At 41.9% G+C, this 12,670-nt stretch carries 13 protein-coding genes; 8 read left to right on the plus strand and 5 right to left on the minus strand.

All coding sequences use genetic code 11. The features are described from left to right. Positions 1 to 26 precede the first annotated feature (26 nt). The 3 genes from L4D20_RS13525 to L4D20_RS13535 all read left to right on the plus strand — a co-directional run bounded on the left by L4D20_RS13525 (position 27) and on the right by L4D20_RS13535 (position 2,219). Positions 27 to 980 carry a LysR family transcriptional regulator gene (locus L4D20_RS13525; RefSeq protein ID WP_428802119.1) on the plus strand — a complete coding sequence of 318 codons (954 nt, stop codon included), beginning with the start codon at positions 27 to 29 and terminating at the stop codon, positions 978 to 980. A gap of 135 nt (positions 981 to 1,115) precedes the next feature. Continuing rightward, entirely contained in the window at positions 1,116 to 1,784 is a 669-nt protein-coding gene (locus L4D20_RS13530) for a YiaD family glycine zipper/OmpA-like lipoprotein (protein WP_428802120.1), read from the plus strand. Positions 1,785 to 1,808: 24 nt separating this feature from the next. Continuing rightward, the gene (locus tag L4D20_RS13535; protein ID WP_428802121.1) at positions 1,809 to 2,219 is read left to right on the plus strand and encodes a hypothetical protein; all 411 of its coding nucleotides are present in this window, start codon (positions 1,809 to 1,811) and stop codon (positions 2,217 to 2,219) included. Positions 2,220 to 2,404: 185 nt separating this feature from the next. Here the strand turns inward: L4D20_RS13535 and L4D20_RS13540 are convergent, their stop codons facing one another. Continuing rightward, a complete protein-coding gene (locus tag L4D20_RS13540) occupies positions 2,405 to 2,785 on the minus strand; it encodes a hypothetical protein (protein ID WP_428802122.1) in 381 nt (126 codons plus the stop codon). Positions 2,786 to 2,874: 89 nt separating this feature from the next. Beyond that, positions 2,875 to 3,876, minus strand: a complete 1,002-nt coding sequence (locus L4D20_RS13545; RefSeq protein WP_428802123.1) for a metal-dependent hydrolase — start codon at positions 3,874 to 3,876, stop codon at positions 2,875 to 2,877. A 280-nt stretch (positions 3,877 to 4,156) separates the two neighbouring features. On the opposite strand from L4D20_RS13545, the gene sbcB reads away from it, so the two are divergent. The 4 genes from sbcB to cdd all read left to right on the plus strand — a co-directional run bounded on the left by sbcB (position 4,157) and on the right by cdd (position 7,812). Further along, entirely contained in the window at positions 4,157 to 5,581 is a 1,425-nt protein-coding gene (gene sbcB / locus L4D20_RS13550; protein ID WP_428802124.1) for an exodeoxyribonuclease I, read from the plus strand. A gap of 111 nt (positions 5,582 to 5,692) precedes the next feature. Beyond that, positions 5,693 to 6,058 carry a CidA/LrgA family protein gene (locus L4D20_RS13555; RefSeq protein ID WP_428802125.1) on the plus strand — a complete coding sequence of 122 codons (366 nt, stop codon included), beginning with the start codon at positions 5,693 to 5,695 and terminating at the stop codon, positions 6,056 to 6,058. Next, a complete protein-coding gene (locus L4D20_RS13560) occupies positions 6,058 to 6,735 on the plus strand; it encodes a CidB/LrgB family autolysis modulator (protein WP_428802126.1) in 678 nt (225 codons plus the stop codon). Before L4D20_RS13555 ends, L4D20_RS13560 begins: the two co-directional genes overlap by 1 nt. 189 nt (positions 6,736 to 6,924) lie before the next feature. Next, positions 6,925 to 7,812 (plus strand): cytidine deaminase, encoded by an 888-nt coding sequence (cdd, locus tag L4D20_RS13565; RefSeq protein ID WP_428802127.1) that lies wholly within the window; start codon positions 6,925 to 6,927, stop codon positions 7,810 to 7,812. A 69-nt stretch (positions 7,813 to 7,881) separates the two neighbouring features. Here cdd and L4D20_RS13570 read toward each other — a convergent pair whose 3' ends face one another. Genes L4D20_RS13570 through L4D20_RS13580 form a run of 3 tightly spaced genes read right to left on the minus strand, consistent with a single transcriptional unit; the run spans position 7,882 to position 11,105 of the window. Then, on the minus strand, positions 7,882 to 8,355 hold the full coding sequence (locus L4D20_RS13570) for a response regulator (RefSeq protein ID WP_428802128.1): 474 nt from the start codon (positions 8,353 to 8,355) through the stop codon (positions 7,882 to 7,884). Further along, the gene (locus tag L4D20_RS13575) at positions 8,342 to 9,679 is read right to left on the minus strand and encodes an ATP-binding protein (protein WP_428802129.1); all 1,338 of its coding nucleotides are present in this window, start codon (positions 9,677 to 9,679) and stop codon (positions 8,342 to 8,344) included. Before L4D20_RS13575 ends, L4D20_RS13570 begins: the two co-directional genes overlap by 14 nt. A gap of 7 nt (positions 9,680 to 9,686) precedes the next feature. After that, positions 9,687 to 11,105, minus strand: a complete 1,419-nt coding sequence (locus tag L4D20_RS13580) for an SLC13 family permease (RefSeq protein ID WP_428802130.1) — start codon at positions 11,103 to 11,105, stop codon at positions 9,687 to 9,689. A 282-nt stretch (positions 11,106 to 11,387) separates the two neighbouring features. On the opposite strand from L4D20_RS13580, the gene purT reads away from it, so the two are divergent. Next, a complete protein-coding gene (purT, locus tag L4D20_RS13585; RefSeq protein WP_428802131.1) occupies positions 11,388 to 12,563 on the plus strand; it encodes a formate-dependent phosphoribosylglycinamide formyltransferase in 1,176 nt (391 codons plus the stop codon). Positions 12,564 to 12,670: the final 107 nt, after the last annotated feature.

A 12,670-nucleotide genomic window follows, 5' to 3' on the forward strand; every position in this document is an offset into this window, starting at 1 on the left:
CTAATTAATACGGGGTCGTAGTTAATATGTACCGAAAATACAATCAACAGTTAAATTTAAATTACCTAAGAACTTTTAATGCCATCTATATTCATAGAAGTACAAAAAAAGCAGCAAACACACTGGGTATAACGCAATCGGCGGTAAGTCAAACACTGGCAAAGTTACGAGAGTTCACTAACGATAAACTGTTCTATTTATCAGGTAATGAGCTTCACGCCACCCATCGCGCCGATGAAATTGGTCATGGTCTGAATGAACATATTGAACTGTTAGACAATCGTCTATCGTCACATATCTTCGCTGAGCCTCATCAATTTGATGGTGAGCTCACCATTGCCGTTTCAAGTGTGTTTTTAGAGGCCATCGCGACGGAGTTAACCAGTTCTGTGGTCTTCGATATGTTTCCTAATGCAAAACTTAATATCACCACTTGGAACGACAAAACCTTTGAAGCTATTCAAAATGGTGAGGTCCACATTGGGCTAAATTTCTACCCAATAGAGACACCTAAATCTATTCGTTCCGTGGCACTAACGACTAGCGAACCGATCGTAATTGCTCGAAATAATCATCCTTGGGAGGCTTCAGGTTTCACTCAGTCTGAATTTTCCACCTACCCGACTGGAGGCATTTTAGTTCCAGGGCTGACCGACTTTAATGCAATACTAGAAAGGCAGTATCCTGGAAAATTCGACTTCCAATATCGTTCCGCGAGCATGTCGGTGCTGAGTTGTCTTGCTGAGCACTCTGATATTCTCGCCGTTACCGAAACACTTGCCGCATCAATGTGTTCTGAATCAATTCAGTGCTTAAAGCCGAGATGGTTAAGTAAACTTCTGCCCGAAAACATCAGCCATGCAATGTACTACCTTGAACGAAATCACAACCATCCTTTATATCAATACAGCAGTGAATTAATTAAGAAATCCATACAACACAAACTGGATGAACTGGCTCCGAATATTATTCAGTGTTAATACCCATGCAGTAGATTTACCGATGAATTTTGTGGTGTTTATTTTTAGTCTATCTCCTGAACTTCTTTAATAAGTCTTTGCTCTCACCTAAAGATACCGGAGCAAAGCATTAGACATAATCGAGAATACATCACGATGAAAAAATCAATTCTAGCTCTTTCGTTAATTACTATGATCACCGGGTGTCAAGCAACACAAAGGCAAAATTCAACCACCGGAGAAGCGGAAACAAATTCTGCGACCAAAGGCGCAATGATTGGCGTACTTGCTGGGGCAGCCCTTGGCGCCGCAACAGGTGATAACTCCGATGAACGAAAAAAGAGAGCGCTCCGTGGTGCAGCGTTGGGTGGTGTGGTTGGGGGAAGCGCTGGATATTATATGGATAAACAAGAGCAGGCGCTTCGTCAACAATTAGTGAATTCAGGCGTTCAAGTTAAACGTATTAGTGAGAACGAACTTCAGCTTATTATGGAGAACGGGATTGGATTTGATTCGGGGTCTTACTATCTATCTTCAGACGTTTACCCAACGTTAAACAGTGTGGCTCTAATTGTCGGAGAGTACCCAGAGACTCGCTTGGAAGTAAAAGGTCACACAGATAATTCAGGGAGCGATTCAAGCAATCAAAAGTTATCTGAGCTTAGAGCTGAATCTGTAGGTGATTACTTGGTGAATCAAAAAGTGTCCTCTGGCCGTGTTTCTACTCATGGATTCGGTGAAAGATTCCCAATTTGTGACAATAATTCTCAACAGGGACGTGCGTGTAACCGCCGTGTTGAAATCAACATTTTGGCACTTAACTAGTCAAACCTAAATAGGTGTACAGCTATGTTCTTTAATCGTTTTCTCAAACCATTTCTCGTCATTGGTGGTCTAATCACCATGTATGCAGGGATCTACGCTCTCAATCCAGAATCTGCATTAAAAGAGATGAATAACCTCCCCTATGACTCAAACTATGTTTTCCTATTTAGGCACTGGGGAATAATGGTTGGATTGATGGGGTTCTTCATCGCGGCCTCTGCCTATGTGCGACGTTGGAGAGAACCTGTCATTCTATATTCATTTCTAGAGAAGTTATTTATGGTTTATTTGTTTACTTCGAATTTCTTTAATCCAGAAACAGCACACTTAAATACGAGCTTTATCCCTTTTGCGATAACCGATATTACGATCGTCACATATACATTAGGCTACTGGTACGAGAATTATCGTATTCGTAAAACCGTTACGTGTTAAGCGCGAAGGTTGGGCAAGCTAGTACAGGAATACATTAATTAATCCAACTTGAAGTAACCTGTAAACTCTCTACTGCAAACCCCATAAACGAAAAAGGCGTTAGATTAATATCTTCTAACGCCTTAAACAAAATGAACATCATGTTAGGTCTGATGACATGTTAAATTTTGATGATTTCGCTTGTTCTACTCTTCATCAACACCGCAATCAGTACAACTTTGTAGTGCGATTTCATGTTCAAATACTACCGTATCGTTACCTTCTTCCAGCAGTTCTGCTATTTCATCTGCTACTTCTTTCTCATCTTCCGCTTCAATTTGATTCTCTAGTTCTTCATCTGAATAACCGTAGAAATTCAGCAATAAGTAATCTCGCGCTTCGTCTTTGGTACAAGTTACGTTTACTGATAGATCTGCCTCAAGGTTGCCTTGCGCGATAACTTCGGCCAATTGCGTTACGACATCCTCTTTCATCGCAGCAGTTAACCAACCAAGATCAGTGTTTACTGTAGTTTTTTTACAGTTGAAACAAGGGAGTTGGTGAAAATAGTATTGAAAATCAGTCATAGATAATTTCTTCTTTAAGTGTTGTATAGCAGGATTATGCGCGTTTTATAAAAAAATACTATCTCAATAAAGATTGAAGCGTGTCTCCATCAAAAATCTAATACCATATCAAAGAAGATTTGTCTTGAGGCCTTAGTATTATCTCTGTGTGTTGTATACGTTACGTGTTCTTCCGAAGTAGCTTCAGGAGATAGCTTGATACTCCATAGAGCATTGAACTGGTTCGGGATCATCGAATATCGCACATCGAAGATCCTCAGTTCGTCGACCGGGTCTTGTGCTAAAAAACCCTTTGAAAACTGGTGGAAACGTTCAATGTCATAAGCTTGTTTCGAATTAGGATTAAGCCAAGAATAATCCCTGCTAACATCGAGCTTAAGTATAGATTCACCCGGATATTTTTTTACTGATGTCCCGACCCTCACGGCGTCTACATGGAAATACTCCTTTGTTTCATAAAGCACTTTCCATACTAATATATTCGCAAAGCTCGGTTTGGCTTCTAGTCGAATCGGTGTATGTTGCCGTTCTTGCGCTAGTTGCCACCCAGCAGCCTCTGCTCTGTCCCTTTGTATCATCCCTATCGTCGGATAAGTCAAAGCCCAAACAAATGCAATACGAGCAAACCAAGCATTTCTCTTAAACGTAGCCCAAACGATCATGATTAATATTGGAAGTGTGAATGCGGGATCAACCACTGATACTGTATTCCACGCATAGCGTTCTTTGATGAACGGCCAAAACAGCTGAGTACCGTAAGAAGTGCAGGAATCCAGAAGTGCATGAGTGCTATAGCCTAAAGCACAATAAAGCCAGCTTTGCTTGAATGAGAGTCCGCGCTGCCTTCCAAGCAGTTGATACAAAACCAAAGCGCAAATGAAACTGCCAATAGGGATAAATAACAGTGAATGAGTAAACTGCCGATGGTATTCCAGAAACAGTAACGGATCGCTCTGTGACCGAATTAATATATCCAAATCCGGTGCCATTCCAGCGAGTAGCCCGAAAACTCCCGCAACAACTATGTGTTGTTTCTTGCTCACTGATTGCGACAAAGAGGCGCCAAGCACTCCCTGTGTTAATGGGTCCATAATTAACTCATTGATACTAGATGACTTAATTGTAGATGATAGATTACGCTTCACCACAAAATCGACTTTAACGGCTGAATAACATAACAGCTTGTAACTAAGAGCCGTCACGTAGAATTATTTCTATATTCAATTAAAACTCAGAAACACCCGTCTATGCTCCTCTCTTTATATTGGTAGGGTTAGAGTTGATACTTCCTTAGTCCAATATCCAGATTGCTATACAACCCCTGCGATGGTCTAATAACCCTAAGCTAATGACCTATCTGGTAAATCAACCATGCAACAAGAGCAGCAACCTACTTTCTTCTTTTTCGATTATGAGACTTGGGGTGTTAGCCCCGCCAAAGATCGCCCAAGCCAATTTGCTGGGGTCCGTACCGATGAAGATTTCAATATTATTGGTGAGCCTCTTGTTATCTATTGTCAGCCACCCGCTGATTATCTACCTAATCCAGAAGCCGCACTAATTACTCGCATTACACCGCAAAAAGCGCAGTCACAAGGTTTACCTGAGCCTGAATTTATCGCCAAGATTCACGAAGAGATGGCAAAGCCAAATACCACAAGCCTCGGTTATAACAACATTCGATTTGATGATGAGGTTACCCGATATACCTGCTACCGAAACTTCATCGATCCGTACGCTTGGAGCTGGCAAAACGGTAATTCTCGCTGGGATCTTTTAGATGTAATGCGTGCATGTCACGCTCTTCGTCCTGAAGGTGTTGTTTGGCCCGAAAATGAAGAAGGTCACACAAGCTTTAAACTAGAGCATCTTTCTGTTGCCAATGGCATTGAACACGAAAATGCGCATGACGCGATGGCTGATGTTATTGCCACTATTGAAATGGCAAAGAAGTTAAAAGCAGCTCAGCCAAAACTGTTTAACTACTTTTTGAGCATGCGCCATAAGCGTAAGCTCAACGAACTCATCGACATTGTAAACATGACGCCACTAATGCATGTTTCAGGCATGTTTGGTCGTGACTGCAATTACACCAGTTGGATAGTTCCCGTTGCTTGGCACCCAACCAATAAGAACGCCGCTATTGTTGTTGATCTAGCAAAAGATCCTTCTCCACTGTTGGAACTAAGTAGCGATGAATTGCGAGAGCGTTTATACACAAAACGAAGTGACTTGGCTGAAGATGAATTGCCGGTTCCGATTAAACTTCTTCACATAAACAAATGCCCTATTCTTGCGCCAGCGAAAACATTGACGGCAGAGAATGCAGAGCAGATTGGTATTAATCGCGAGCAGTGCTTGAAAAATCTAGCGCTTATAAAACAAAACCCTGAGATTCGCGAAAAGCTTATCGGTTTGTACAGTGTTGATCGTGACTATGAGAAAAGCGGCGATGTTGACACTATGCTTTATGATGGATTTTTCTCTCCTGCCGATAAAGCATCGATGGATATCATTCGATCAACCGACCCTACGAACTTAGCTGCCTTAGATATTACATTTAACGATGAACGTATCGCGCCGCTTCTGTTTCGTTACCGTGCAAGACACTACCCTTTAACCTTGAGCGAGCAAGAGCAAGCTCGATGGGCAAACCATAGTCGTGATTACTTTGAAAGTAATATTGAGAGTTACATGCTCAACTTAGAAAACCTTGCACATGAACATGAAAGTGATGAGAAGAAAATGGCGATTCTAAAAGCTGTCTATAAATACGTAGAGAAGCTCGCATCATAGTCTAGGTTTTCGCATTGCAATGTGCCTATCTTATATTTTGCTAGGCACTTATTTCATACACGATTCAATTCTATTCATTTCAGTTATCTCAATTAGGAAAATACCAAATCGATGGCGATTAAGTTGATGCAATATGTAATTTCTATGGCACTCATTGTCGTGAGCTTGTTGATAGGAAATGCGATTCAAACGTGGTTGAACACTGCTATTCCTGGCAGTATTTTTGGCATGCTGATTCTCTTTGGATTGCTTACAAGTGGTCTTGTTTCAGTGGATTGGGTAAAACCAAGCGCTACCCTGTTTATACGCTATATGATTCTGCTTTTTGTTCCCATCAGTGTCGGGCTAATGCTTCATTTTGATACGTTAATTGAAAATGCTTTACCAATTTTAGCCGGAACCATTGGTGCGACTTTTATCGTTCTTGTCACTCTTGGCTACTTTCTCGATCGCCTACTTAAGAAAGGAGATGCGTAATGTGGTTACCAATTACCGTCATCGTTTTCCTTTTCGCTCGCTTCGTAAGCCAGAAGCTCAATAACCCGCTGCTTAACCCACTAATGATCAGTATCGCTATTTTAATTCCTACATTAATTTGGCTCAAAGTGCCTTACGAGCAGTACTACGCTGACAATCGCTGGATTAACTACCTGCTGCAACCCGCAGTTGTTGCACTGGCTTATCCACTATACGAACAGCTACCACAGATCAGAGCAAACTGGCGTATCATCATGCTCGCTTGTGGCGTGGGCAGTATTATGTCTATGTTCACATCAACAATCATTGCAGTCTTTATGCAAACAGAACTTACGTTGATCGCGAGCTTATTGGGTAAATCGGTCACAACACCAATCGCGATGGAAGTATCAAGTAGCCTTGGTGGTGAGCCTGCTATTGCTGCAATATTTGTATTGTTAGTTGGCCTGTTTGGAGCAATGTTTGCGTACCCTATTTATAATCTTCTCAACATTACTCACCCAATAGCTAAAGGTCTCACTATGGGAACGGTATCCCACGCTTTGGGAACCGCGACTTGTGCAGAAAAAGATGCCAAAGACGCAGCTTTCAGCTCATTAGCTTTAGTAATTTGCGGCGTAATTACATCTATTTTAGCACCGTCATTTTTTGCTTTCGCTGTTTGGTTGATGCTCTGAAGCCATTTATAGGTTTACGATTTCATAACAATATAGAGCCTAAAACTGCGATATAGTGGCCAAACAATGTGTGACTTCACTCTCGCAATGAAATCTTGACTATCATTGCAATCATTTGTGTGATTTAGATCTCTGTTTATTATCTAGCATTCAATAGAATGAATATTAGATAAAATAAGAGGTCTCAGAATGAACACCCTACTTCAGCAAGCATTACAAGACGCACCAGAAGCTATATCTAACTTTTTGTCACCAATTCTAAATGACGATAATTTTGATGCGACACTTTCTAAGCAACAATTTCAGCAACTTCTTGAGATCTCTGGCTTAGAAGATGCTCAATTGCGTGTTGCTTTACTGCCTTTCGCAGCTGCTTATTCCTACGCGCCTCTCTCTAGTTTTTATGTTGGTGCTATCGTCCGTGGTCTAACTGGTCGCTTATATTTTGGTGCGAATGTTGAAATTTCCGGAGTCCAATTAGGACAAACTGTACATGCTGAACAATCTGCTATCAGCCATGCGTGGATGAAGGGCGAAGAAGGGATTAGTGATATCACCATTAATTTCAGCCCTTGTGGTCACTGTCGTCAATTTATGAATGAACTGACAACGGCCGATAATCTGGTTATTCAGTTACCACAAAGAGAGCAAAAAACGTTACAACAATATTTGCCAGAATCATTCGGGCCTGCTGACCTGGGCATTACAACGGGGCTTATGTCTAAATTGGATCATAAGCATACTTGCAAAGATGATGATGAACTAGTGGCTATCGCATTACAAAGACTCAATAGTAGTCACGCACCTTACACAAATAACTTGAGTGGTGTGGCGCTTCGACTTAGTAATGGAAAAGTCTATAGTGGTGCTTATGCAGAGAACGCGGCGTTCAACCCAAGCTTACCACCATTGCAAGTGGCGATTATCCAACTGTTGCTGGATGATGCTTCGATTGACGATATTGAAACGGCTTCACTCGTCGAAATGAATGAAGGAAGCATTAGTCACGTTGCGGACACTCAAGCAACGCTAGAAGCAATCAATCCCGACATTTCATTAACGTATGCGACTATTTAAAGCTCACTCTTTGTTTTAAGTGCTCCTCATTAATAATGCTCAGCAAGTGCTGAGCATTATTGTATTTGTCTACCTAAGACGAGACAGAACCACCTGCTGATCCAGTTCATTTTGATAATCAGTGTAATCAAGCCCTTGATCAAAAATGTACTGTGTTACTAAGGTTCGCACACTACTAACCAAGGTTTCCGCTTCCCACGGTTTTTCAAAATAGTGGTTAATACCGGCTACATTGATCGCCTCAATCGTATCTGAGTGTGTCGCTTGACCCGTTAACAAAATTTTCTTTGTATTACCAAACCGAGAATCCATTGACACTTCTGTTAGAAGCTCGACCCCTGTTTTTCCAGGCATAACGTGATCAGAAATTAAAACCGCGATCATTTCACCTTCAGAATCCAACTCATCCATCAGTTCCAGAACTTCATCGGCCGATTCGCAATCTTCTATGTTTAGCCAACTTGATAGCGGTTCTAAGTCTTGTAAAACTGCACTCAATACCTCTCGCTGATCATCAACGCAAATTAAATTAAGCTTCTCCATGTTCACCCTCGATTGGTAACTTGATTCTAAATATTGTTTTCTCACTATCACTTTTAACCGCAATACTGCCGCCATAACCTGCAACAATGCGCTTGACGATAGAGAGCCCTAAACCTAAGCCAAATGAAAGGCCGCCTTTCTTGGTCGTAAAGTTTGGCTGAAAGATTTTCCTTCGAATAGAAGGTTCTATTTCCGGACCATTGTTATTCACCGTAACTAAAATTCGATTCTTATGTATGCGTGTTTGTATTTCGATACTTGGATTTTCAATCTCTTCCATCGCATCACATGCATTTTTAATAATGTTGACCCAAACCTGTACAAGCTCTGTTTGTGATCCTTTGAACGTAGGCAAGTCAGCAGGTCGAATTCTTACCGCTACTCTTCTTAAATCACTTTGAAGCAAAGAAACAGCCCGATTAATCGTATCGTTAATATCTAGCTCTTCTTCTAAATCGATATCGGTTCGACCAAGTTGCTTTACTGATTTAACAATGCCGACCGTATGTTTTGACGCCAATCGAAGATCATGAATATCACGGCCCATTTGCCAGAATCGAATGGCCTCTTTTGGAGATGATAACCAGTGATCGTTCACTTCATCAGTTTGAACTGCCCGTGCGAGATCTCGTGCCGTATCCTTTGGTAAGTTATATTGCTTTTCAAACAACTTGCCGCGTTTACGAACCTCACTAGAACTGCTCTTTTGCCCTTGCATTAAACCGGCATCAAAGAACTGGCTAGCCTCTGGGTGTACTTCTTCTAACAGTTCTAACAATACCGACTCTAGACGCTCAGATTTGCTGCTCACCACTCCAATTGCATTATTGAGTTCATGTGCGATGCCAGCTGCTAACTGTCCTAATGTCGTCATTTGTTCGGCAGTGTGTAGCTTTTGCAACGCTTGCTCTTTTGCAACTGCTTCTTGGGTCGCTCGCCTTTGCCTGCGTGATAGCTCATTCACAATCACAGGAGTAAACTGAGCCGTTAACGGACCATATGTTTGCGCTTCAAATGCTTGGGTATATCGATCTACCCAAGCCAATTGCGTATCTGATTTCGCAACAACGGTAGAAGATGCTATCCACGTTTCAGAGAAGAAACTATGAACACCAATAAACGCACCTTCAGATGCTGAGAACACTCTTGTTTGAAGTTCTTTTCCTTCTGTGAAATACCCCTCTAGCTCACCACTTAATACGTAAAACAGCCGATCATTGTTCTCACCTTGCTCAAGAACAGTCGAACCGGCTGAAATGGTGAGCTTTCTATCATCATCACTAAAGTAGCGTTGTATTAACTGTTTAAATTTCTCTTGAGGCATATCGTTTCTAACCTATATGACCTACTGAATGTAACACCCAGACCATGACAAAACTCAGCAGAACCCCGACGACACCCAGAACGATTCCGACTTTTGCCATTTGATTGGTTTGAACATGTCCCGTTGCGTGTGCTAATGCATTCGGTGGTGTACTGATTGGAAGTGACATACCTAATGATGCCGCAAAAGTAACCACTAAGATCAGGGTTAACTCACCGCCTAATGGGGTTAATGACGCCATTGATGAACCAAGGGCTGCCATGATTGGCATCAGTAAGTTAGCCGTTGCTGTGTGAGACATAAAGTTCGCCATAACCAAACACAAGAATGCCGCACCACCTAACACTACGTATGGAGAATAAGCGTCAAATGGAATGCTATGAACCATCAATCGAGCAAGGCCTGTTTTATCTAACGCTAGCCCAAGAGCAATACCACCAGAGACAAGCCAAAGAACGTCCCACGATATTCTCTTAAGATCCTCTTTATTGATGATGCCAGTGATAGAAAATATAGCGACAGGAATAAGTGCAACGGTGTAAGAGTTCATTCCATGAGAAGAGCCCATTAACCAAAGAATAATGGTCATCGCAAACGTAATGTAAACCACAATCGCTTTTGGTGTTTTTAAGAATTTCCCTTTAATGCTTAGCTCAATGGTTTTTTGATCGGCTTTGTAAATGAATCCAATAAGGAACCACGCCAACGCCATCATAATAATGACAAATGGCACGCCAAATGCCATCCACTCACCAAAGGTAATTAAGTTATCACCGACTAAGTATTTTAAAGCAATCGCGTTAGGTGGCGTTCCAATTGGGGTTCCGATACCGCCGATGTTAGCAGCTACAGGAATGCACAACGCAAAGGCAATTCTGCCCGGGTCTTTTGGGCCAAAGACTGCAATAACAGGGGTAAGAATTGATAGCATCATCGCAGTTGTTGCTGTGTTCGACATGAACATAGAAAAGATGCCAGTTATAAGCATTAAGCCAAGCATCACGTACTTAGGATTTTGACCAAATGGTTTTAGTAGAACGCGCGCTAAGTTTACGTCTAGACGATATTTGGTCGCTGCCATCGCCAAAAAGAAACCACCCAGAAATAGCATAATGATTGGGCTGGAAAATGTTGCCATAATATCTTGGTAAGCAAGTAACTCTCCAAAATGAGCCTCTCCCTCACCAAATTTGAAAAAGAATATCCCTTTATTCGATACCATCAAGAGCAGCAAAACAATAATGACAACGGACGTGGCATAGATTGGAATCGGCTCAAATACCCAACACAGTGCCGCAAGTAAAAATATAGCGATTACTCGTTGTTGTACGATGGTCAAGCCTTCAAACGGAAAGGCTGATAAGGGCAACATTAAGATAATTAGGGGGATAACAATGGGAATGATGTATTTCATATACTGACGCATGGTACGGCAACTCTTCCTGAGATTAATAACGACACTGGTTCTGGAGCAATCACTCCAACACTTTAAGTGTCCATTATTGAAGCGTTGGACGATATTTACCCCGCTTTAGATCAATGAAACGTCATTCTCTGTCGATGTTTACGCATGAACTTACTTCTTTGTTGCTAACTGATCTTGTTACAAATTTTTCTTATTTTAATTTTACGCAAACGTTTGCGTTTGCCGTCACAATCAGTATGATCCGTCACAGAATTTACAAATCAGTTTGATGAAGAGGTTTTTATGTTTGGTACCGCTACGAGCAAAAGTGCTACTCGAGTTTTACTTCTTGGTTCAGGTGAACTAGGTAAAGAAGTTGCAATTGAATGTCAGCGTTTAGGCTTTGAAGTTATCGCATGTGATCGCTACGAAAATGCACCTGCAATGCAAGTTGCTCACCGAAGTCATGTCATCGACATGCTTGATGGAGATGCACTTCAAGCGCTTATTGAACTTGAAAAACCGGATTACGTTGTACCAGAAATTGAAGCTATCGCGACTGATAAGTTAGTTGAGCTCGAAGCTCAAGGACTAAACGTTGTCCCTACTGCTAACGCAACGAAGTTAACGATGAACCGCGAAGGTATTCGTCGTCTCGCTGCTGAAGAGTTAGAACTTACAACGTCTCCTTACAAGTTTGCCGACACGTTTGAAGAGTTTAAAGCAGCGGTAGAATTTGCTGGCCTGCCTTGTGTATGTAAACCCGTGATGAGTTCATCGGGTAAAGGCCAAAGTGTCATGAAAACTGAAGATGACATTCAAGCGGCATGGGATTATGCACAAGATGGCGGCCGTACTGGCGCAGGTCGAGTTATCGTTGAAGGGTTCATCGACTTTGATTACGAAATCACGCTCCTTACGGTACGTGCGGTCGATGGTGTTCATTTCTGCCAGCCGATTGGTCACCGTCAAGAAGATGGAGATTACCGTGAATCATGGCAGCCTCAAGCAATGACAGACACTGCGCGTAAAGCGGCTGAATACAGCGCAGAAAAAGTCGTGAACGCACTTGGTGGTTACGGCATCTTTGGTGTTGAGCTATTTATTAAAGGCGACAAAGTGATCTTTAATGAAGTATCCCCTCGCCCACATGACACTGGTCTCGTTACTCTTATATCTCAAGAGCTTTCAGAGTTTGCGCTTCATGTTCGAGCATTTACTGGTATGCCAATCAACACGATTAAGCAATATGGTGCTTCAGCGTCTGCGGTAGTACTCGGGCAAGGAACTTCAAATAATATCCGTTACGAAGGCCTTAATGAAGCGTTAGCAATGCCTCAAACGCAGATTCGCTTGTTTGGTAAGCCTGATATTGATGGTCGTCGCCGTTTAGGTGTTTCACTTACACGTCGTGACAGTGTTGATAAAGCTATTGAAGATGCAATCGAAAGCGCTCAGAAGATTAAGATAACGTATTAAGTTCACCGAATAACGAGCTTATCTGGCTTTAGCTAGCGCCAAACGAACACTATCGCCAAAACAAAAAGTCCTAACCACCATTGTTATATCAAAAATTATTTTGTTCA

Source organism: Vibrio kyushuensis, assembly GCF_050337325.1.
In the GTDB taxonomy this organism is placed as follows: Bacteria; Pseudomonadota; Gammaproteobacteria; order Enterobacterales; family Vibrionaceae; genus Vibrio; species Vibrio kyushuensis.

Bases quoted from the DNA above. Each gene is read 5' to 3' on its own strand.
- L4D20_RS13525 (WP_428802119.1), top strand. From the start codon at position 27: ATGTACCGAAAATACAATCAACAGTTAAATTTAAATTACCTAAGAACT.
- L4D20_RS13530 (WP_428802120.1), top strand. From the start codon at position 1,116: ATGAAAAAATCAATTCTAGCTCTTTCGTTAATTACTATGATCACCGGG.
- L4D20_RS13535 (WP_428802121.1), top strand. From the start codon at position 1,809: ATGTTCTTTAATCGTTTTCTCAAACCATTTCTCGTCATTGGTGGTCTA.
- L4D20_RS13540 (WP_428802122.1), bottom strand. From the start codon at position 2,785: ATGACTGATTTTCAATACTATTTTCACCAACTCCCTTGTTTCAACTGT.
- L4D20_RS13545 (WP_428802123.1), bottom strand. From the start codon at position 3,876: ATGGACCCATTAACACAGGGAGTGCTTGGCGCCTCTTTGTCGCAATCA.
- sbcB (WP_428802124.1), top strand. From the start codon at position 4,157: ATGCAACAAGAGCAGCAACCTACTTTCTTCTTTTTCGATTATGAGACT.
- L4D20_RS13555 (WP_428802125.1), top strand. From the start codon at position 5,693: ATGGCGATTAAGTTGATGCAATATGTAATTTCTATGGCACTCATTGTC.
- L4D20_RS13560 (WP_428802126.1), top strand. From the start codon at position 6,058: ATGTGGTTACCAATTACCGTCATCGTTTTCCTTTTCGCTCGCTTCGTA.
- cdd (WP_428802127.1), top strand. From the start codon at position 6,925: ATGAACACCCTACTTCAGCAAGCATTACAAGACGCACCAGAAGCTATA.
- L4D20_RS13570 (WP_428802128.1), bottom strand. From the start codon at position 8,355: ATGGAGAAGCTTAATTTAATTTGCGTTGATGATCAGCGAGAGGTATTG.
- L4D20_RS13575 (WP_428802129.1), bottom strand. From the start codon at position 9,679: ATGCCTCAAGAGAAATTTAAACAGTTAATACAACGCTACTTTAGTGAT.
- L4D20_RS13580 (WP_428802130.1), bottom strand. From the start codon at position 11,105: ATGCGTCAGTATATGAAATACATCATTCCCATTGTTATCCCCCTAATT.
- purT (WP_428802131.1), top strand. From the start codon at position 11,388: ATGTTTGGTACCGCTACGAGCAAAAGTGCTACTCGAGTTTTACTTCTT.